The 20,475-nt window shown below is 35.3% G+C and carries 23 protein-coding genes and 2 riboswitches; of the genes, 16 read left to right on the forward strand and 7 right to left on the reverse strand.

Annotated features, from left to right (window positions below):
* Positions 1 to 292: 292 nt before the first annotated feature.
* The 3 genes from RCJ96_RS03215 to metI all read right to left on the reverse strand — a co-directional run bounded on the left by RCJ96_RS03215 (position 293) and on the right by metI (position 3,241).
* The gene (locus tag RCJ96_RS03215) at positions 293 to 805 is read right to left on the reverse strand and encodes a cysteine hydrolase family protein (RefSeq protein WP_316149253.1); all 513 of its coding nucleotides are present in this window, start codon (positions 803 to 805) and stop codon (positions 293 to 295) included.
* Between the two features lie 163 nt (positions 806 to 968).
* Positions 969 to 2,132 (reverse strand): cystathionine beta-lyase, encoded by a 1,164-nt coding sequence (gene metC / locus RCJ96_RS03220; protein WP_316149254.1) that lies wholly within the window; start codon positions 2,130 to 2,132, stop codon positions 969 to 971.
* Positions 2,129 to 3,241, reverse strand: a complete 1,113-nt coding sequence (gene metI / locus RCJ96_RS03225; protein WP_000103875.1) for a cystathionine gamma-synthase/O-acetylhomoserine thiolyase — start codon at positions 3,239 to 3,241, stop codon at positions 2,129 to 2,131. The genes metC and metI overlap by 4 nt, the downstream gene beginning before the upstream one ends.
* Before the next feature lie 93 nt (positions 3,242 to 3,334).
* Positions 3,335 to 3,444, reverse strand: a riboswitch (SAM riboswitch).
* A 203-nt stretch (positions 3,445 to 3,647) separates the two neighbouring features.
* Positions 3,648 to 3,757: riboswitch (SAM riboswitch) on the forward strand.
* A gap of 70 nt (positions 3,758 to 3,827) precedes the next feature.
* Between metI and RCJ96_RS03230 the strand changes: the two genes are divergently transcribed.
* The 6 genes from RCJ96_RS03230 (at position 3,828) to RCJ96_RS03255 (ending at position 11,525) form a co-directional block, all read left to right on the forward strand.
* On the forward strand, positions 3,828 to 5,660 hold the full coding sequence (locus RCJ96_RS03230; protein ID WP_316149257.1) for a bifunctional homocysteine S-methyltransferase/methylenetetrahydrofolate reductase: 1,833 nt from the start codon (positions 3,828 to 3,830) through the stop codon (positions 5,658 to 5,660).
* The gene (gene metH / locus RCJ96_RS03235) at positions 5,660 to 9,058 is read left to right on the forward strand and encodes a methionine synthase (RefSeq protein WP_316149259.1); all 3,399 of its coding nucleotides are present in this window, start codon (positions 5,660 to 5,662) and stop codon (positions 9,056 to 9,058) included. Before RCJ96_RS03230 ends, metH begins: the two co-directional genes overlap by 1 nt.
* Positions 9,059 to 9,076: 18 nt before the next feature.
* On the forward strand, positions 9,077 to 10,135 hold the full coding sequence (gene murG / locus RCJ96_RS03240) for an undecaprenyldiphospho-muramoylpentapeptide beta-N-acetylglucosaminyltransferase (protein WP_242304720.1): 1,059 nt from the start codon (positions 9,077 to 9,079) through the stop codon (positions 10,133 to 10,135).
* Positions 10,136 to 10,231: 96 nt separating this feature from the next.
* Positions 10,232 to 10,492 (forward strand): DUF3966 domain-containing protein, encoded by a 261-nt coding sequence (locus RCJ96_RS03245; RefSeq protein WP_000817964.1) that lies wholly within the window; start codon positions 10,232 to 10,234, stop codon positions 10,490 to 10,492.
* A gap of 90 nt (positions 10,493 to 10,582) precedes the next feature.
* The gene (locus tag RCJ96_RS03250; RefSeq protein WP_242304721.1) at positions 10,583 to 10,957 is read left to right on the forward strand and encodes a nucleoside 2-deoxyribosyltransferase; all 375 of its coding nucleotides are present in this window, start codon (positions 10,583 to 10,585) and stop codon (positions 10,955 to 10,957) included.
* 79 nt (positions 10,958 to 11,036) lie between these two features.
* A complete protein-coding gene (locus RCJ96_RS03255; protein ID WP_242304722.1) occupies positions 11,037 to 11,525 on the forward strand; it encodes a hypothetical protein in 489 nt (162 codons plus the stop codon).
* A gap of 36 nt (positions 11,526 to 11,561) precedes the next feature.
* Here RCJ96_RS03255 and RCJ96_RS03260 read toward each other — a convergent pair whose 3' ends face one another.
* Positions 11,562 to 11,873 carry a hypothetical protein gene (locus tag RCJ96_RS03260; protein WP_001093243.1) on the reverse strand — a complete coding sequence of 104 codons (312 nt, stop codon included), beginning with the start codon at positions 11,871 to 11,873 and terminating at the stop codon, positions 11,562 to 11,564.
* A 254-nt stretch (positions 11,874 to 12,127) separates the two neighbouring features.
* Here RCJ96_RS03260 and RCJ96_RS03265 point away from each other — a divergent pair, with 254 nt between their 5' ends.
* Together RCJ96_RS03265 and RCJ96_RS03270 are read left to right on the forward strand one after the other, a co-directional pair.
* The gene (locus RCJ96_RS03265; RefSeq protein ID WP_001008320.1) at positions 12,128 to 12,343 is read left to right on the forward strand and encodes a DUF3912 family protein; all 216 of its coding nucleotides are present in this window, start codon (positions 12,128 to 12,130) and stop codon (positions 12,341 to 12,343) included.
* 87 nt (positions 12,344 to 12,430) lie between these two features.
* A complete protein-coding gene (locus tag RCJ96_RS03270; protein WP_242304723.1) occupies positions 12,431 to 12,823 on the forward strand; it encodes a hypothetical protein in 393 nt (130 codons plus the stop codon).
* A 79-nt stretch (positions 12,824 to 12,902) separates the two neighbouring features.
* Here the strand turns inward: RCJ96_RS03270 and RCJ96_RS03275 are convergent, their stop codons facing one another.
* From RCJ96_RS03275 to RCJ96_RS03285, 3 genes are all read right to left on the reverse strand, one after another.
* A complete protein-coding gene (locus tag RCJ96_RS03275; protein WP_001094339.1) occupies positions 12,903 to 14,297 on the reverse strand; it encodes an L-cystine transporter in 1,395 nt (464 codons plus the stop codon).
* 107 nt (positions 14,298 to 14,404) lie between these two features.
* Positions 14,405 to 14,647 carry a DUF2626 domain-containing protein gene (locus RCJ96_RS03280; RefSeq protein WP_000440717.1) on the reverse strand — a complete coding sequence of 81 codons (243 nt, stop codon included), beginning with the start codon at positions 14,645 to 14,647 and terminating at the stop codon, positions 14,405 to 14,407.
* A gap of 125 nt (positions 14,648 to 14,772) precedes the next feature.
* Positions 14,773 to 15,468 (reverse strand): helix-turn-helix transcriptional regulator, encoded by a 696-nt coding sequence (locus tag RCJ96_RS03285; RefSeq protein ID WP_316149265.1) that lies wholly within the window; start codon positions 15,466 to 15,468, stop codon positions 14,773 to 14,775.
* A gap of 204 nt (positions 15,469 to 15,672) precedes the next feature.
* Here RCJ96_RS03285 and comGA point away from each other — a divergent pair, with 204 nt between their 5' ends.
* From comGA to RCJ96_RS03325, 8 genes are all read left to right on the forward strand, one after another.
* Positions 15,673 to 16,716: a competence protein ComGA gene (gene comGA / locus RCJ96_RS03290; RefSeq protein WP_316149267.1), complete on the forward strand. Its 1,044-nt coding sequence runs from the start codon at positions 15,673 to 15,675 to the stop codon at positions 16,714 to 16,716.
* The gene (gene comGB / locus RCJ96_RS03295) at positions 16,709 to 17,740 is read left to right on the forward strand and encodes a comG operon protein ComGB (protein WP_316149269.1); all 1,032 of its coding nucleotides are present in this window, start codon (positions 16,709 to 16,711) and stop codon (positions 17,738 to 17,740) included. The genes comGA and comGB overlap by 8 nt, the downstream gene beginning before the upstream one ends.
* Before the next feature lie 11 nt (positions 17,741 to 17,751).
* Entirely contained in the window at positions 17,752 to 18,051 is a 300-nt protein-coding gene (gene comGC / locus RCJ96_RS03300; RefSeq protein WP_074607108.1) for a competence type IV pilus major pilin ComGC, read from the forward strand.
* On the forward strand, positions 18,048 to 18,503 hold the full coding sequence (comGD, locus tag RCJ96_RS03305) for a comG operon protein ComGD (RefSeq protein ID WP_000810388.1): 456 nt from the start codon (positions 18,048 to 18,050) through the stop codon (positions 18,501 to 18,503). The genes comGC and comGD overlap by 4 nt, the downstream gene beginning before the upstream one ends.
* Entirely contained in the window at positions 18,496 to 18,798 is a 303-nt protein-coding gene (comGE, locus tag RCJ96_RS03310; RefSeq protein WP_316149272.1) for a competence type IV pilus minor pilin ComGE, read from the forward strand. The genes comGD and comGE overlap by 8 nt, the downstream gene beginning before the upstream one ends.
* A complete protein-coding gene (comGF, locus tag RCJ96_RS03315) occupies positions 18,768 to 19,238 on the forward strand; it encodes a competence type IV pilus minor pilin ComGF (protein ID WP_139302741.1) in 471 nt (156 codons plus the stop codon). The genes comGE and comGF overlap by 31 nt, the downstream gene beginning before the upstream one ends.
* Positions 19,235 to 19,606 (forward strand): competence type IV pilus minor pilin ComGG, encoded by a 372-nt coding sequence (gene comGG / locus RCJ96_RS03320; RefSeq protein WP_208735414.1) that lies wholly within the window; start codon positions 19,235 to 19,237, stop codon positions 19,604 to 19,606. The genes comGF and comGG overlap by 4 nt, the downstream gene beginning before the upstream one ends.
* A gap of 175 nt (positions 19,607 to 19,781) precedes the next feature.
* Entirely contained in the window at positions 19,782 to 20,432 is a 651-nt protein-coding gene (locus tag RCJ96_RS03325) for a 2OG-Fe(II) oxygenase (RefSeq protein WP_212804234.1), read from the forward strand.
* Positions 20,433 to 20,475: the final 43 nt, after the last annotated feature.

Below are 20,475 nucleotides of genomic sequence, written 5' to 3' on the forward strand. Positions count from 1 at the left end.
AATTTAGCACGGTTTTGTAAAATGACATTTTTGGGTGAAAATTTCGATGCATTTTAAAAATTGAAAGATATAGATATATTTGTAACACAATTTTATCATGATTTTCTTATTCTTTCAAATGAATATACGAAATTTTTAAAATAATATGACAAAGGAATTATAATGTTATATATAGAATATAAAACAGGTTAAAAGAAAAGAAGCCGAATGTAGTCAGCTTCTTTATGGTGAAAATGAAATGTTTGAATATAGCTGATAAATCTTATAATTACCAAGACGTTAGTTATGTATTCTAGATTTCATCTTTCATCAATTTTAAAAATCTGTGGTTCCATATATTTTCATAAAAATCAATCGTCTCTTTTGCGGACATAAATGGATTATTTAACGTAGAGGTTGCTTTCTGGAACATGAAGTTTTCGTACCCTAGTCCATGGGCAAATTTAATCGTGGTATCCATACAGTACTCTGTTTGGGCACCACAAAATTCAATACGATGTACAGATAATTGATCTAAAATCTCTTTCAAGTTTGTGTTATAAAAAGAATTGGCATGTGTTTTTCTTACAAAAAAATCTTGTTTTTGAACATCTAAATCTGAATGAATAGCCCAAAGGTCTTTTTCAGGTACTAAATCATCGTCACAATGTTGAACGAAAAGAATTGGTTTATTTGATTTTCTGTATGAAGAAATTCTTTTATTTACTTTTGTAAGTAAATTTTGTAAATTAAATAAATGCTCCTCACTATAACATACTCCATTTTGTAAATCGATAACGATTAAAACATCTGCACATGTATCCATTATTTTTGCCCCTTTTTTACTTCTTAATATATCAATTAATTCATTACTTGGAAATAGATAGTGATCTGTCATTTTTTTTATGAATTATACGAAGGGTTGACAAATATACTTATCAGCGTAAAAAAGAAGATATGATAACTTAATTTCATATCTTCTCTGCTCTCTATGCATTTACAGGCTCTTCTACATAAGAAAGGGCATTTTCAAAATCGGATATTAAATCGTCAACATTTTCAAGACCGACGGATAGCCGAAGTAATGAATTTGAAATCCCTCTTTCATCACGAGCTTCTTGCGATAGTGCTGCATGTGACATTTTAGCTGGGTAGGAAAGGATCGATTCGACAGCCCCTAAACTAACTGCAAAGACAGGTAATTTTACTTTTGATAAAAATTGGCGAAGTGCGTCTTCTGATTGTAAAGTGAAAGATAGGACAGCTCCTGCTGATGTAGCTTGAGATTGTTGAATGTGAAATCCAAGATGTGTTTGTAATCCTGGATAATAGACATTTTGAACTTTAGCGTGCTCTTGTAAATAGTGTGCAATTTTATTGGCATTAGCAGCTGAATGCTCAAGACGTACATGCAATGTTTTTAGACCACGAAGTACGAGAGAACAATCTTGCGGGCCTAGAATAGCGCCGAATGAATTTTGTAAAAAGCCAAGTTTTTGGGCGAGATCGGTATCTTTTACAACTGCTAATCCGGCAGTAACATCACTATGACCGGCAATGAATTTTGTGGCACTATGAAGAACGACATCAGCGCCAAGGTCAAGTGGTTTCTGGAATAATGGTGTCAAAAATGTATTATCAACAAAAGTAAGGGCGCCAATAGATTTTGCAAGTTTAGAAACAGCACGAATATCTGTCACTTTTAAAAGTGGATTGGAAGGTGTTTCTACATAAAAGAGTTTTGTATTTGGCTTAATGTTTTGCTTTATTTCTTCTAAATTGGTCATATCAACAAATGTATGTGAAACACCGTAACGGGAGAGAACTTCAGTTATCATTCGATAAGTTCCTCCGTATACGTCTTCTGAAATGAGTACGTGATCACCTTGTGAAAGGAGGAGGAATGCAGTAGAAATCGCTGCAATTCCTGATGCGAAGGCAAATCCTTTTGTTCCGCCTTCTAATAAAGCAATGATGTCTTCAAGAGCTTCACGAGTTGGATTGCCTGACCTGCTATAGTCATATTTCCCGAACGTATCTACATCAAATTGGTGAAATGTTGATGTGTTATAGATGGGAACGTTAACAGCTCCTGTTTGCGAGTCATGTTTATATTGGTTGTGCAGTAAGAGTGTATCTATAGAATAACTCATATTCTTACACCTTCTTTTACAAGTTTAATGGCTTGCTTTAAGTCTTGAATTAAATCGTTACTATTTTCAATACCAACGGAAAATCGAAGAAGACGATTACATACACCGTTTGCTGTTCTAATTTCTTCAGGAATATCAGCGTGTGTTTGTGTTGCTGGATATGTCATTAAACTTTCAACACCACCGAGACTTTCGGCAAATGTAATTAAGGATAAAGATTGTAAGAATGGATTAATCCATGTTTCATCTTTCAGACGAAACGAGATCATGCCGCCTCTTCCAGGATAAAATACATCTGTCACCCCATCCTCATCATTTAAATAAGCAACAACTGCTTTTGCATTTTCTTCATGTTGTCTCATGCGAAGCGCTAACGTTTTCATACCACGAATTAATAGCCATGAGTCAAATGGACTTAAGACTGCACCAGAGGCATTATGATAATGAGCGATTTCCTCACAAAGTTCCTTTCCTTTTGCAACGACAAGTCCGCTTAGTACATCGTTATGACCACCTAAATATTTCGTTGCACTATGAAGTACGATATCGGCACCTTCTGTTAATGGCTGCTGTATATAAGGTGTGTAGAATGTGTTGTCTACAATAAGAAGTAGTCCGTGTCTTTTCGCTACAGTTGCAACAGCGGCAATATCGGTAACTTGCATTAATGGATTAGTTGGAGTTTCTATGAAAATAGCCTTCGTTTTCGTTGTGATGGCTTGCTCAATTTGTTTAATAGATTGTGTATTTACGTATCTACATCGAACGTTCCACTTTTTTTCGTGCTCAGAAAATAATCGATAAGTGCCACCGTATAAATCTTCGGAAACAATAAGTTCGTCTCCAGAGCGGAATAGGGAAAGGACAAGAAGAACGGCTGCCATCCCTGAACTACAGGCATAACCTTGTTCACCGCATTCTAAGTCTGCGATTGCCTGTTCTAATAGGCCGCGCGTTGGATTTCCAGTTCGTGAATAATCAAATCCAGTAGATTTACCAATTCCTTCGTGACGATAAGCAGTTGAAAAATAAACAGGTGGATTAACAGTTCCTGTTGTAGTTTCACTCCGGTTTCCGATTTGCGCTAATTTTGTTTCGATAGTTGACATGTGAAAATTCCTCCTTTTTAAATTGAACCATTAGTTGAATATAAAATAAAAAAGCCTTCTAAGAAGAAGGCTTTCGGTTTGAATAGAGTCTTCTTCTCATCTGTCAAATCTTTCACAATTTGCTGGAATTAGCACCTTATTAACAAATGTTAATGGTTGCTGAGGCGTCATAGGGCCAGTCCCTCTACCTCTCTAGATAAGAATGTTCGTATGAAATTTTATTATGTTTTTAACTTTACAACAAAAGATAATTGAATTGCAACTTTATTTTAAATAATTTTTATTTTTCCGCAAGTGTCATTGACTTTTGTATTTGTGCGTGCTAAATTTATAAAAAAATTAACAAACATTGTTAAAAGGGGAACGCATTTCCTTTTAGCTACATAAATAAAATAATAAAGACAAACTCTTATTGAGAGCGGTGGAGGGAAAGGCCCTGTGAAACCCGGCAACCTTCAAACGAAATGTTTGAAACGGTGCTAATACCTGCAAAACGAATGTTTTGCATAATAAGAGGAGGATCGATTATGTCCCCCTCTTCAAAGTGAAGAGGGGGTTTTTATATTGATAGAAATGAGGGAGATTTGTGAAATTACTAGATTTATTATCAAAAGGAATTGTAATAGGTGATGGTGCGGTTGGGACGTTATTACATTCACATGGTTTGCAAAGTAGTTTTGAAGAATTGAATATATCTGATCCAGATTTAATTGTATCGATTCATAAGCAATATGTAGCGGCTGGGGCAGATGTGATTCAAACAAATACGTACGGAGCAAATGAAGCGAAATTACGTATGTATGGATTAGAAAATCAAGTTACTGAAATTAATAGAGCGGCAGTAAAACTGGCGAAAGCATCTGTTACAGACAGAAATGCAATTTTAGGCACAATTGGTGGTATGAAACATATCGGGGCGGTTACGACAACTGATATGGAGCGAGAATTTATGTTACTGGAACAGGCAAGTGCATTATTAGAAGAACAGGTTGATGGACTGCTATTAGAGACTTTTTATGATGAGTTTGAATTACTTCATGCTGTCCAGGTGTTACGAAAAGAAACAAATATTCCAATTGTAGCGCAATTGGCGTTACATGAGGCGGGTACGACTCAAAATGGAAATGATGTAAATGAAATATTAAAACAGCTTTTAGATTACGGTGCAAATGTTGTTGGATTGAACTGCCAACTAGGGCCACTTCATATGACGGAAGCTCTTAAAATGATATCGATTCCGAAAAATGGTTACTTGTCAGCATATCCAAATGCAGGTCTCCCAAATTATGTAGAGGGACGATACGTATATGAGGGAAGTCCAGCTTATTTTGAAGCGATGACACCGAAATTTATTGAGCAAGGTATTCGGTTATTGGGCGGTTGTTGTGGCACGACTCCAGAACATATTGAAAGTATGAAACGTGCTACTCTAAATGTTACGCCTGTAATAGAAAAGGATACGGTTCAAAGACCGAAAGTAGTTCATACACATGAGAAACGTTCAAAAGCTCATGTCACTTTAGCAGAGAAAGCAAAAAAACAAACGACCGTAGTAGTGGAATTAGATCCACCAAAAACGTTAGATACGCAGCGGTTTTTTGAAGGCGCAAGAGCATTGAAAAGAGCTGGAGCAGATGCTATTACTCTAGCAGATAATTCATTAGCATCGCCCCGTATCTCGAATATGGCAATGGGAGCATTATTAACGAAGCATGATATTCCGGTATTGACGCACTTAACATGTAGAGACCATAACGTCATCGGACTACAATCTCATTTACTAGGATTATCAGCGTTAGGCATGGAAGAAGTGTTAGCTTTAACTGGAGATCCAGCGCGCGTTGGTGATTTTCCAGGTGCCACTTCTGTATATGATTTGTCCTCTATCGAGCTCATTAAAATGATTAAAGAAATGAACGATGGGCGTTCCGTTTTAGGGAAATCCATTGGACCGGCAACAAGGTTTTCTGTGGGCGGTGCATTTAACCCGCATGTAAGACATTTAAAAGCAGCGGTTAAGCGAATGGAACGGAAAATAGATGCTGGAGCAGAATATTTCTTAACGCAGCCGATTTATGATATCGCGTTAATTGAAGAAGTGTATGAAGCGACAAAGCATTTAGAACAACCTATTTTTATTGGGATTATGCCATTAATAAGTAAACGGAATGCAGATTTTCTTCATTTTGAGGTGCCAGGTATTACTTTACCTGAAGCAGTAAGAGAGAGAATGGATGGACATGAAACGAAAGAGGCAGCAATTGAGGAAGGGATTCGTATTTCTCAAGAATTGATCGATGCGGCGATGAAATACTTTAACGGCATTTATCTTATTACACCATTTTTAAAATATGAAATTACAGAACATCTTGTTAAATATGTGAGAGAAAAGCAAGAAGTGAAAGAAGGTATTAATTGATGAAATGTATAGAAGAAAAATTACAAAATAACATCTTAATATTAGATGGTGCAATGGGAACGATGATCCAGCAAGAGGATTTAACTGCGGAAGATTTCGGAGGAGAGGAGTACGAAGGGTGTAATGAGTATTTAGTAGAAACAAGACCAGATGTTATTTTAAAGATTCATAAAGCCTATATTGAAGCTGGAGCGGATATTATTGAAACAAATACATTTGGGGCAACCAATATTGTACTAAGTGATTATGCGTTATCTCATTTAGACGAGGAGCTAAATGAGAAGGCAGCGCGTTTAGCGAAGCAAGCAGTCGAAGAAAGCGGGAAGGAAGTATATGTTGCGGGAGCAATGGGACCGACAACGAAAGCGATTAGTGTTACTGGTGGTGTAACGTTTGAAGAATTAATTGAAGCTTATACACGGCAGGCAAGAGGATTGTTGAAAGGAGAAGTGGATGTATTACTCGTTGAGACGAGTCAAGATATGCGTAACGTGAAGGCTGCTTATATTGGAATTCAAGCGGCTTTTGATGAACTAAATACAGTTGTACCTATCATGATTTCGGGAACGATTGAACCGATGGGAACGACTCTAGCTGGGCAAACAATTGAGGCTTTTTACTTATCGGTAGAACATATGAAGCCATTATCTGTTGGATTAAACTGTGCGACTGGTCCGGAGTTTATGAGAGACCATATTCGTTCTCTATCTGATTTATCGGAGTGTTACATTTCTTGTTATCCAAATGCAGGTCTTCCTGATGAAGATGGACATTATCATGAATCTCCATCTTCTCTCGCTGAAAAAGTGAAGCGATTTGCTGAAGAAGGATGGGTTAATATTATCGGTGGTTGTTGTGGCACAACACCAGAACATATAAAAGCAATGAAAGAAGCACTAGCATCCCTAAAGCCTCGTGAACATCATGAACGAGAAGGTCATGGAGTTAGTGGATTAGAGGCACTGCAATATGATGACTCTATGAGACCATTATTTGTTGGTGAAAGAACAAATGTTATTGGATCACGTAAATTTAAAAGATTAGTAGCAGAAGGGAAATTTGAAGAGGCTGCTGAAATCGCTAGAGCGCAAGTGAAGAAAAATGCTCATATTATTGATATTTGTATGGCAGACCCGGACCGCGATGAAATAGAAGATATGGAAAACTTCTTGGCAGAAGTTACGAAAGTGTTAAAAGTACCGATTATGATTGACTCAACAGATGAACATGTGATGGAGCGAGCTCTTACTTATATTCAAGGGAAAGCTGTTATTAATTCAATTAATTTAGAAGATGGAGAAGAGCGATTTAAAAAAGTGACACCGCTTCTTCGTAAATATGGTGCTGCAATTGTAGTTGGAACAATCGATGAAGATGGAATGGCAGTAAGTGCGGAAAGAAAACTAGAAATTGCGAAAAGAAGTTATGAGTTATTGACGACGAAATATGGTATACGCCCATCAGATATTATTTTTGATGCACTTGTATTTCCTGTAGGGACAGGTGATGAAGAGTATATTGGCTCGGCGGCTGCGACGATAGAAGGGATTCGCCTTATTAAAGAAGCATTACCAGAGTGTTTAACGATTTTAGGTGTAAGTAACATATCATTTGGTTTACCACCAGCTGGTCGCGAAGTGTTAAATTCCGTCTTTTTATATCATGCAACGAAAGCAGGGTTAGATTACGCGATTGTAAATACGGAAAAATTAGAGCGCTATGCGTCAATTCCTGATGAAGAAAAACGCCTTGCAGATGCATTGCTTTTTGAAACGACGCAAGAGACGTTAGAAAAATTTACAAACTTCTATCGCGTGGCAAAAAAGAAAGATATTGTTGTCCAAGAAACATTAACACTTGATGAAAGGCTCGCAAATTACATTGTAGAAGGTACGAAACAAGGTTTACACGAAGATTTAAGTCTCGCACTTACAGAAGGAAGAAAACCTTTGGATATTATTAATGGCCCACTTATGACAGGAATGGATGAGGTAGGACGATTATTTAATAATAATGAGCTTATCGTTGCTGAAGTATTGCAAAGTGCTGAAAGTATGAAAGCTGCTGTAAGTTATTTAGAGCCACATATGGAATCTAGCGATAGTGCGAAAAAAGGAAAAGTATTATTAGCAACTGTAAAAGGTGATGTGCATGATATTGGGAAAAATCTCGTTGAAATTATTTTAGCAAATAACGGATATGAGATTATTAATTTAGGAATTAATGTTCGCTCGGATCGAATTGTGCAAGAAGTACAAGAAAAGAAGCCTGATATTATAGGCCTTTCTGGTTTATTAGTAAAATCGGCTCAACAAATGGTAACGACTGCTGAAGATTTAAAAGCGGCGGATATTGATATTCCAATTGTTGTAGGCGGGGCAGCGTTAACGAGAAAGTTTACAGATAATCGCATTTCGCCATCTTATAAAGGGCTCGTATGTTATGCGAGTGATGCGATGACGGGGCTGGATATTATTAATAAGCTTCAAAAAGAAGAAGAGCGTGAGAAGATGAAGCAGGATAAAAAAGAACGTCATCTTCATATCGTAACAAAAGAAGAGAAGAAAGTAGAAATTCCAGCAGTAATTGAGCCATTGCCGAAGGCTGAGGTTATCGTGCCGGATTCAACAAAACGAATTGTATTAAGAGATGTTCCTGTTTCACATCTCGCGCCATTTCTAAATAGACAAATGCTGCTTGGACATCACCTTGGCCTAAAGGGAAGTGTGAAGAAACTTTTGCGAGAGGGAGATAAAAGAGCGCATGAATTAAATGATTTAATAGATGAATTATTGCAGGAAGGACAATCTTGGTTAAAACCGAAAGCAGTGTATCAATTTTTCCCAGCGCAAAGCGACGGACAGAATATTGTAATATATGATCCAGAAGATCATACGCGTGTTATAGAGCGTTTCACATTCCCAAGACAAGGAAAAGCACCATATCGTACTTTAGGTGACTATTTACGCCCAGTTGGAGATGAGATGGACTATGTTGCTTTCCTATCTGTTACGGTTGGAGAAGGTGTTCGTGACATTGCTGAAGAGTGGAAAGCGAAAGGTGATTATTTACGCAGTCATGCTATTCAATCGTTAGCGCTTGAACTAGCAGAAGGACTTGCTGAAAAAACACATATGCTCATTCGCGATCGCTGGGGGATTCCAGATTCGCCAGAATTGACGATGGAAGAACGCTTCCGTACGAAATATAGAGGGATACGAGTGTCCTTCGGTTATCCAGCATGTCCAGAACTCGCAGATCAAGAAAAGTTATTTCGCTTAATTCATCCAGAGGAAATAGGTATTTCATTAACGGAAGGATTTATGATGGAGCCAGAAGCGTCTGTAACGGCTATGGTATTTTCTCACCCCGAGGCAAGATATTTTAGTGTATTATAGTCTAGAAGGGGGAGACGTATGAAAAAAATAGTCTTTACAGGTGGCGGTTCGGCAGGGCATGTAACACCTAATTTAGCCATCATTCCACATTTACAAGAACAGAATTGGGATATTTCTTATATTGGTTCTCATCAAGGAATTGAGAAAACGATTATAGAAAAGGAAGGCATTCCGTACTATAGTATTGCGAGCGGAAAGCTACGCCGTTATTTTGATTTAAAAAATATAAAAGATCCTTTTCTTGTGATGAAGGGTGTTATGGACGCGTATGTAAGGATTCGAAAACTAAAACCAGATGTGATTTTTTCAAAAGGTGGTTTCGTATCTGTACCAGTCGTAATTGGAGGATGGCTAAATAGAGTACCAGTTTTATTACATGAGTCTGATATGACGCCAGGACTAGCAAACAAAATTGCGCTCCGTTTCGCTTCGAAAATATTTGTTACATTTGAAGAAGCTGCGAAACATTTACCGAAAGAAAAAGTAATTTATACAGGATCTCCTGTACGTGAAGAAGTACTAAAGGGAAATCGTGAAAAAGGTTTAGCATTTTTAGGTTTTTCACGTAAAAAGCCAGTTATTACAATCATGGGAGGAAGTTTGGGCGCAAAAAAAATTAATGAAACGGTTCGAGAAGCGTTACCAGAACTTCTGAAAAAATATCAAATTGTTCACCTTTGCGGAAAAGGTAATCTTGATGATAGTTTACAAAATAAAGAAGGATATAAACAATTTGAGTATGTACACGGAGAACTGCCAGATATATTAGCCATAACAGATTTTGTTATTTCACGTGCGGGCTCTAATGCCATTTTTGAGTTTTTAACATTGCAAAAGCCGATGGTTTTAATTCCACTATCGAAATTTGCAAGTCGTGGAGATCAAATACTAAATGCAGAGTCTTTTGAGAGACAAGGATATGCTTCCGTATTGTATGAAGAAGATGTGACTGTGAAATCTCTTATAAGGCATGTCGAAGAATTAAATCAAAATAATGAAGTGTATAAAACAGCTCTAAAAAAATATAATGGAAAAGAAGCAATTCAAACAATCATTCAACATATTTCAGAGGCATGATGAAACAATCATGCCTTTTTTAGTAGGATGAAAGATTCCAAGAAACGGTGTTTTTATGTTACAATAGCAAATGGATTAGTAGGGAAATTCCAATTAATGAAGCGTGAAAATACGAATGGATTAGGAGTGACTGTGTTGGAGCTAAGTCTCTATGAAAATACTGCACTTATTATATGCTTTGTGTTGTACGTTGGTAGTGTTATTGTTTATATTTCAAGGAAATTTTCGCAAGAAAGAGAGCTTGAAAAATCAGAAATAACAGCTGAACTAGAAATGTTAGCTGATGAAAGTTATAAAAAACAAAAAATAAAAGAAGACCATGAGGCATCCCATCATTTAAACGCAAATAAGTTTTAAAGATGGGGATTTTTTTTGAAGTCGTTTTTTATTATATAGCAAGTAACGCTAAAAAGGAGTTTCCCGTATATAAAGAAGGGGTGTATAGAAATGAATTTTTACATCGCTTCAGGATTCCAAAATAAACATCTTGTAAGTTCTATAGCAAATGAACTGAAATATGCAGGATGGCACCATACATATGATTGGACAAGAAACGAAAGAGCTGTGAATCAAGAGCAATTAAGAGAAATTGGTCAGGCAGAAAAGAATGCTATTAAAGAAGCGGATATATTTTTACTTATATTAGATGGCGGAAACGGGAGCCATACAGAGTTTGGAATGGCGATCGCGTTAGAGAAAAAAATATATGTATATCATGAAGGAAATCCGCTCCAAACAACGTTCTATCATTTGCCAGAAATAAATATTTTTGAAGGAGATGCAGCAGAATTTGCATCTTATGTTATGAATCATGTGAAATAATAATAACTACCTAAAAGGTTATAAAAGTGATCTTTTGGGTACAGTGATGATAAGAAACATATATAAAGGAGTACATAATATGAAATTAGAAAATGGATGGGAAACGAGCTTTTTAGAAGTCGTACAAAATAGCGAATTTAAGAAAGAGGCACTTCTTAGCCAATTACTTTTTGCAGATAGTGAAGAAGTTGAGGAGCTTGTAGATGATTATGGTTATGAAGAAATCATTGACCGCGAACATGATGATGAATTAGCTGATATTTTAGGAGAAGAACTTTTTAGTGAGATGGAACGACACGTATTCTTATCTTCACAGTCAGAAGAAAAACTTATTTCATTCGTAAATGGATTAGGTTTTCATGTGTTAGATTGGATCGTTCTTCTTGAAACAGAATTTGGCATCGATAGTGCACACTTTACGTCGGATGCTGTGAAAATGTTAGAAAAGCGTTTCAGACAATTTCCATACGTAGAAGATAAAACAATTTTTGACATGACATTTGGAGAAGCAATGGATGTATTAGAGTCTATTACAGGATTACAACTGAAAGAAAAGATGAATGTATAATGTAAAAAAAGAACGTGATCACCTCACGTTCTTTTTTTACATTATAATAATTTTATCATCTAGTTTCGTTTGTCCGCTAAGAAGTGCGTTTAAATATTCCACTTTTCTTATACAGGCTTGTATATGTCTTTCAACCTCTTGTAACTCTGCTTGGTGATGCGTTTCAATAGGATGAATTTGTACGTTGAATTTTTCAAATTGACTACTATATGTTATTTCTGCATAGCCGCTCATAATATCTGTTTCGTTATGAAATAAAAATTGCTTCGTTTTGTCACAGAATGATACATTCTGAAAGCCATATACTTTTAATGCTTCAATTACTTTTTTTATCATTTTTGTATTCATTTTTTTTAACCCTCTTTACGAAGTTCTACTTATACATTATAACATAAAAAATTACATAGAAAGCGCTTCCAAGTGTATTTTATTATAAACTTTACGTTTCAATCACAAAAATGAAACAAAGAAAAAATAATTGTAAAGAAGGAAGGACTCTTTTATTGTTTCGTCATATATATAGAGAAATAGTGCAATGAAAGGAAATTTTCCGAGGTGGAGATTGTATTTCCAATTTGAGCGCAGTAAAAGAGGTGAAAATCTTGAACTTTGATATTGTAGGACAAAAAGCATATATAAAAGATGGAGCGCATCGGAACCGAATTGGAATTGTAAAGAAAAACGAGACAAAATTAGAATCGCAGTTTGCTATTGTAATTGGAGAACAAAGTATTGATGTAGAGCTCAAGGATATCGTGTTAGTTGGAGTAGATGTAGGACAATTTCATAAATGGTGCGAACAAAATGGTTATTTGTGAAAAGGACGGGCTGTGAGATAATGAAATATATGTGAGGAAAGAGAATATGTTATTGTATTCTCTTTTTCTATGTGTAAGGAGACGGAGATGAAGTATAAAGAACGGGATTTTACATTGGAGCTAAAAGAGAAAATTCAGTGTATGGAGAAGGAAATAAAGCGAATATCACTTAAACTGTATAAAGAGTATTCGCATTTATACATAGAAAAAAACATGGAATTAGATATGGGATTTGCAAGAGAGAAAGAGAATCCCTTTGAGGTGGGATATAATTCATCAGTTGCTATAGCTATATTAGATGAAGAAAAAGAGATGATTGAATTTCACAATATTTCAATTTGGAAATGCGAAAGAATCTTTTTAGGAATGTCAATTCAATCAAACATTTTTGGGAGTAAGCAAGTAGGGGAACTAGTTGATGAATCTTGTGATGAGATTGAGGAGGAGTTAAAAGAGCAGCTAGAAGAATACTTGGTGTGATAATTCTCAAGATAAGATCTATAAAGAGGGAACGGAATAAAAAAGACGCTAACAATTGTATGTTAGCGTCTTTCTTTCATTATGAAGCAATTTCACCAGTTTTTGTATCATCTTGATTGTACGTATCTTGATCTAATTCACCAAGCCATTTGCTTGAAATAAGACCTGCTGTCATAGAACCACTTACGTTAAGAGCTGTACGCCCCATATCGATTAATGGCTCAACTGAGATCACTAGAGCAACAATACCGATTGGTAAGTTCATTGTAGATAGTACGATTAATGCTGCGAATGTTGCACCGCCACCAACGCCGGCAACACCAAATGAGCTAATTGCAACGACAGCGATTAAAGTTAAAATAAATTGTGGTTGTAATGGATCAATTCCTACAGTTGGAGCGACCATCATTGCAAGCATTGCTGGGTAAATACCTGCGCAACCATTTTGTCCGATAGATACTCCAAATGATGCTGCGAAGTTAGCGATTCCTTCAGAAATACCAAGTTTTTCTTTTTGTGCTTCAATATTTAATGGCATTGCACCGGCACTAGAGCGAGATGTGAATGCGAATGTTAATACAGGGAACACCTTTTTCAAATATTGAATTGGATTTAAACCAGATAGAGCAATTAATAATAAGTGGATAACGAACATTACGATAAGTGCTACGTAAGACGCTAACACGAAGTTACCAAGTTTTAAAATAGCATTTATATCGCTACCAGCAACTGTTTTTGCCATAAGAGCTAATACGCCGTATGGAGTAAGACGTAAAATTAATGTTACCATACGCATTACAATTGCATATACAGCATCAAGCATTTTCTTAAATAGCTCTGCTTGTTCTGGATATTTTCGTTTTACACCTATAAAGGCGATGCCGATAAAGGCTGCAAATATTACAACAGAAATTGTTGATGTTGGACGAGCGCCTGTTAAATCAAGAAATGGATTTGTAGGCAATAGTTCTAATAATTTATCTGGAATTGTTGTTTTTTCAATAGAAGTAAATCTTTCTTCAACTAGCTTCAGACGAGCAGATTCTGCATCACCTTGTTGCAGACCAGTTGCAGATACATCAAATCCTGCACTTGCAGCGATACCGACAGCTGCAGCAATTCCTGTAGTCAGAATTAAAATTCCGATAATAAGACCACTAATTTTACCAAGGTTTTTCGTTAACTGTAATTTGGTAAATGCTGAAATAATAGATACTAAAATAAGTGGCATAACGATCATTTGAAGTAACTTCACATAACCGTTACCAATTAAGCCAAACCAAGTATTTGATTCAATAATGACTTTAGAAGTAGGCTCATAAATAAATTGTAATATAAGACCGAAGATAATTCCGACTCCTAAAGCAGTAAATACACGTTTATTAAAAGATACATGCTTACGTTGCATATAATATAATACGCCAACTAAAATGAGCATGACTGCAACGTTAATTCCGACAAGCAGTGTATTCATGATGATTCCCCCTAATTCCAATCTGTTATATAGAATATAAATCAATAAAACCTATAAGTCAACTAGGGAATTCCGGAATTAAAAAAAAGATGGCAAAATGCCACCTTTTAATGTCCAGCCCCAGGGACAAGTAAGAATGTCGTGTAGTATGTAAATCCTATGAAGAAAACAGTCAAATATGCCCCGAATACGTATATATACATACGCTCTGTTAATTTTAAATAGCTTAAAAGTACGAAGAATCCTGTTTGTCCTAAAAATAGTAGTGCGGCCTGTTGCATATCCCCTACGTAAAACATAACCGAGAAAATTCCAGTCCAAAAGCCGAGAACGCGAAACATGCGCTCCATGCCATCTCCCTCCTTTTCTAAAAAAAGTAAACCTCACTTCATTATAGTTTATTTTTCTTACTATTGTAAATATTCGTTCATATAAAAAGAAGCCAATTATAATTGGCTTCTTTTTATATGAGAGATTAAATTGTTAGTTTATAATTACAAGATTTACATCCATCTAGTAAACTATCGTTTCGTGTTAATTCCGTGTTAGGGAATAGGATTTCAAAAATCCCTTTCATCATATCTCCGTGCATATTACAAATTTCAGTTGGGTGATGGACAGCAACTTCTTTAAATGGACAATTGTGTACATCATAGAAAATTTTCGTTCCATCTGTACTTAATTCAAATGCAGGTGATAAGCCAGCTGTTGAAAAGGCTTCTTTTGCAATTTGAATTTTTTGTTCAACTGTTAAGGCATCTTCACTCACATTTAAACGCTGCATATGTTGTTGCATTAATTCGGCCCCGAATTGCTTCCCTGTTTCGTAGAGCGCTTTTTCACCAGCAGCACCAAGGCTAAGTAAAGAATTAAACGCGATTCTTGCTAACAATTGATAGTCACGGAATGGGAATTGTAATTGGATAACATCTTCAGATAATACATATAATCTGCTTGGTCTTCCGCCTTTTCCAGTTTTCTTCGTTTCGGATTTCAGCATATGAACATCTTCTAATTTAGATAAATGTAAACGCGCTACGTTTGGATGAATTTCAAACTCATCTGCAATTTCTTGTACAGTTACGTAACTATGTTTTTGAGAAATATATTTATAAATGTAATAACGAGTTGGGTCAGATAATACACCTGTAATTTTTAAAGCTTGTTCCATGAGGATCTCCACCTTTATCACTTTATCCAAGATAATAACATTATAATACAGATAAACATGAGTATAGGTAATTTCAGACAATAATTCGGAAATTGTTCATAATTTCACAAACATATTTTTCCTTTTTAATCTAGTGAAAATACAAAAATACCGATTTTTCTTATGAATTTTTTCATGCTATATACATAGTGGGGAGGGAAAATGATGAATGGAATTGAAAGCTTTGCGAATACGATTTTGAAAGAAGCGTGCAGGGTACAAGCGTCGGACTTACATATTGTGCCCCGACAGAAGGATGTAGTGGTTCAACTGCGTATAGGAAAAGATTTAATGACGAAACAATGCATTGAAAAGGAGTTTGGAGAAAAACTTGTTTCACACTTTAAATTTTTAGCATCCATGGATATAGGGGAGAGGCGGAAGCCACAAAATGGTTCACTGTATTTACAAATGGATGGACAGGAAGTGTATTTACGTCTTTCCACGCTTCCAACTGTATATCAAGAAAGTCTCGTTATTCGTCTTCATTTACAAGCATCTATTCAGCCGTTATCTCATCTTTCGTTATTTCCAAGTACAGCGAAGAAACTACTTTCTTTTTTACATTATTCCCATGGGTTACTCGTATTTACTGGACCGACTGGATCGGGGAAGACAACAACAATGTATGCATTATTAGAGGTAATTAGAAAAAAGAAAACACGCCGCATCGTTACACTGGAAGATCCAGTTGAAAAAAGAAATGACGATGTATTACAAATTCAAATAAATGAAAAAGCAGGTATCACATATGAGGCGGGACTAAAGGCTATTTTGCGTCATGATCCAGATGTTATTTTAGTGGGTGAAATTCGTGATGAAGAAACAGCAAAAATCGCTATAAGAGCAAGTTTGACTGGCCATTTAGTAATGACGACACTGCATACGAATGATGCGAAAGGAGCAATACTTCGGTTTATGGACTTTGGCATAACAAGGCAAGAGATTGAACAATCTTTATTGGCTATAGCTGCACAGCGACTTGTTGAATTGAAGTGTCCGTTTTGCAAAAGAAAGTGCTCAACTGTATGTAAATCAATGAGGCAAGTAAGGCAAGCGAGTATTTATGAGTTGTTATATGGATATGAGTTAAAACAAGCGATTAAAGAAGCAAACGGGGAATGTGTCACGTACAAGCATGAGACATTAGAGTCTTCGTTGCGAAAAGGATACGCTTTAGGATTTTTAGAAGAGGATGTTTATGTTTAAGAAAATATGGAGTTTAAGTGATCAAGTCATATTATTGAAACGATTAGGAGAACTATTAGAAAAAGGATACTCTCTTTTGCAGGCATTAGAATTTTTACGGTTTCAATTACCTTTAGAAAAGAAAGTACAATTGCAGCACATGATTGATGGATTAAAGAATGGAAAAAGTCTACACGATTCTTTTCATCAATTAAAGTTTCATCAGGAGATGTTAAGCTATTTATTTTATGCCGAACAACATGGTGATATTTCTTTTGCGTTGCAACAAGGGAGCGCACTTCTTTATAAAAAGGATAAGTATAGGAAAGATATGATGAAAATAATGCAGTATCCTATGTTTTTGGCGTTCTTTTTAATAATCATGATTTTGATTTTTAACCGCATTTTATTACCACAAGTTGACATGGTATATAGTTCATTTGGTTCTACAGCACCGTTATTCACAGAACAAATATTAAGTACAATTAAGCTACTACCCTATCTTATTTTTAGCACAATTTTTATCGTTATGATTGGCTGTAGTGTATATATATTGTACTTTCGAAAACTTCCACATATGAAGCGAGTAAAAATTATACTTCGTATCCCCCTCGTAAAAACATTTCTTATTTTAAAGCATTCGCATTATTTCGCCACTCAATTGAGCGGTTTATTACACGGTGGATTATCAGTACTTGAGGCTCTAACAATAATGATGGAGCAAAAATATCATCCGTTCTTTCAATATGAAGCGGGGCGAATTGAACGCCAATTAATTGCGGGAGAACCGTTGCAATCTATTATTGCTAAAAGCGGATATTATGAGGAAGAACTTTCTTATATTATTACACATGGACAAGCAAACGGTAATTTGGCGATTGAATTAGGTGACTATAGCGATCTTATTATGGAAAAGATGGAGCAAAAAATAAAACGTATGTTGGTGATTATTCAACCGATTTTATTTACGTGTATTGGAGGAATAGTTGTTCTTATGTATTTAGCGATGATTATGCCAATGTTTCAAATGATGAATTCTATATAGGAGGCATTTACATGCAGAATGAGGAAGGGTTTACCCTTTTAGAAATGTTATTAGTTATGGTCGTCATAACTGTATTATTACTATTAATTATTCCTAATGTAGTTACGCAGCGTTCATCCGTCGAAGGAAAAGGATGTAAAGCCTATGTGAAATCTATAGAAGCGCAAATACAAGTATATCAACTACAATATAATAAAATTCCCTCGCTAAAAGAGCTAATTGATGGGAAATATATTACAAAGGATGAGTGTCCGAATGGTGAAGCTATTCATATTTCCAATGATGGCACGGTAACAAGTGGGAAACTGTGAAGCAAAAAGGTTTTACACTTTTAGAAATGCTACTCGTTTTATTTGCAATTTCTGTACTAAGTATGGTCACGTATTTTCATGTACATTCATTATACGAAAAACAAAAAATCGAACAATTTTTAAGACAGTTTTCAAATGATATTTTGTATATGCAACAATTAGCCATAAATCGTCAAAAACACTATACATTACGATGGCATAAAGATAGACATATGTATTATATAGGGGAATCGAGTACGGATCTTTCTATCATTAAAAGAGAATATGATAGCGATATACAATTGGATTTGAATACTTTTCCAAATCCGATGACATATAATCCGAGTGGAAATATTAATAGAGGTGGCACGATTTTACTTTCGTATCGAAGTTATAAATATGAGATTGTATTCCAGCTTGGAAGAGGGAGATTTACGTATCGTGAAATGTCAAAAAGGGTCAGTGATGGCTGAAATGATTGTAGCATTAAGTATAGTAATGATGATGGTATCTTTACTACTTCCGCAAACAGTATTGATTATGCAAGAACGAAAAAACATACAAATTCGTTATAAGGCATTTGTATTATTAAAAAAAGAAGCAGCTTTATATATGTATGAGAATGAGGTAAAACAACAGGAAGAAAAATTCATAAATGGAAATATATATTACACACATTGGGGAGGAAATGAAGTTTGTGTGATGTGGAAAGATGTGAAAGGAAAAATGATGGAACAATGCTTTTATGCGGGAGAAAAAATGAATTAGAAGTTGGATTTACATTAATTGAAATGATCGTATGTTTTTTTCTGTTATCACTTTTCTTTTTACTCTTACCACGTTTAAGCTTTATTGGAATAGAAAACAAGCAATCAAAAGGGTTAAATAATTGGGAATGGGATGTGTTTGTAGGACAAGTACAGTTAGAGTTTCGTGAAGTATCATTTGTGGAAAAAATAGTTCCTGAAAATAGAGAGAGTATGTTGCGCTTCCGTCTTCGCACTGGAGATGAAGTGACGTATGAAAAATTGAATAATCACCTTATAAGAAAAGTGAACATGCGCGGAAGAGAAGTTATATTACAAAATGTTGAAATGGTTTCGTATGAAGTAACACCTCATTTGCTTTTTATCAATGTGAAAGATAGGACCGGGAAAATATATGAAGGTGTAGCTATAAGGTATAGCGAAATGGGAATACATGTATGATAAAACAAGATGGATTTACGATGCCAGGAACAATCATTTTTCTTATATTATTAACTTCGTTCTTTATATACGAAACGAATATGTTGCTTATAGATAAAAATTTTTATATTGAAATAGAGCAAAAGTTTGTACTGGAGGAAATACTAAATCAATCTATTACAAATATAAAAAAAGACTTACGGCAAAAAGAAAAGGAAGATACTTTTTTCTTTTCATATGAAAAGGGCGAAGCGAGTGGAAATTACGTATTTGAAAACGACGTTATTCTCGTTTCATTGCAGTGCAAAATAAAACAGGAAGTTTTCTATAAAGTAAGCTTTCGGTATAGAAAAAAAGATGAGAAAATATTCGATTGGATAGAAGGATAGTATGTGAAATATATGGATAGAAAACCATGATTTATCATTTGAAAATAGGCTGTTTTTTAAAAGGAAATGGATAAATAAAACAATTAAAAGTTTAAATTTTCTCAAAAAAGAGAAAGGTAGAAAGAATATGATATATTCATGCTATCCAATCATTATTTTTAGGGAGAATAGGGAAATGACAAACAACAATCAAATAGGTGAAAATAAGGAACAAACTATTTTTGATCATAAAGGAAATGCAATTATGACAGAAGATAGGGAAATACAAATTATTTCAAAATTCGAAGAACCTCTTATTGTCGTGTTAGGAAATGTATTAAGTGATGAAGAGTGCGATGAATTAATTGAATTGTCTAAAAATAAATTAGCACGTTCAAAAGTTGGTTCATCACGTGATGTAAATGATATTCGAACGAGTAGTGGTGCATTTTTGGACGATAATGAACTTACGGAGAAGATTGAAAAACGAATTTCATCTATCATGAATGTTCCTGCGTCGCATGGAGAAGGCTTACACATTTTAAATTATGAAGTGGATCAACAATATAAAGCGCACTATGATTATTTTGCGGAACATAGTAGATCCGCTGCTAATAATCGTATTAGTACGCTTGTTATGTACTTAAATGATGTCGAAGAAGGCGGAGAAACGTTCTTTCCGAAATTAAATCTTTCTGTGCACCCTAGAAAGGGAATGGCAGTATACTTTGAGTATTTCTATCAAGACCAATCATTAAACGAGCTTACGTTACACGGAGGGGCACCTGTAACGAAAGGTGAGAAATGGATTGCAACGCAGTGGGTGAGAAGAGGTACTTATAAGTAAAAGGGTGTATGTGACGTTTTGTTCTTCAATGCATAAGGAGAAC

Source organism: Bacillus sp. BSL6 (genome assembly GCF_052928345.1).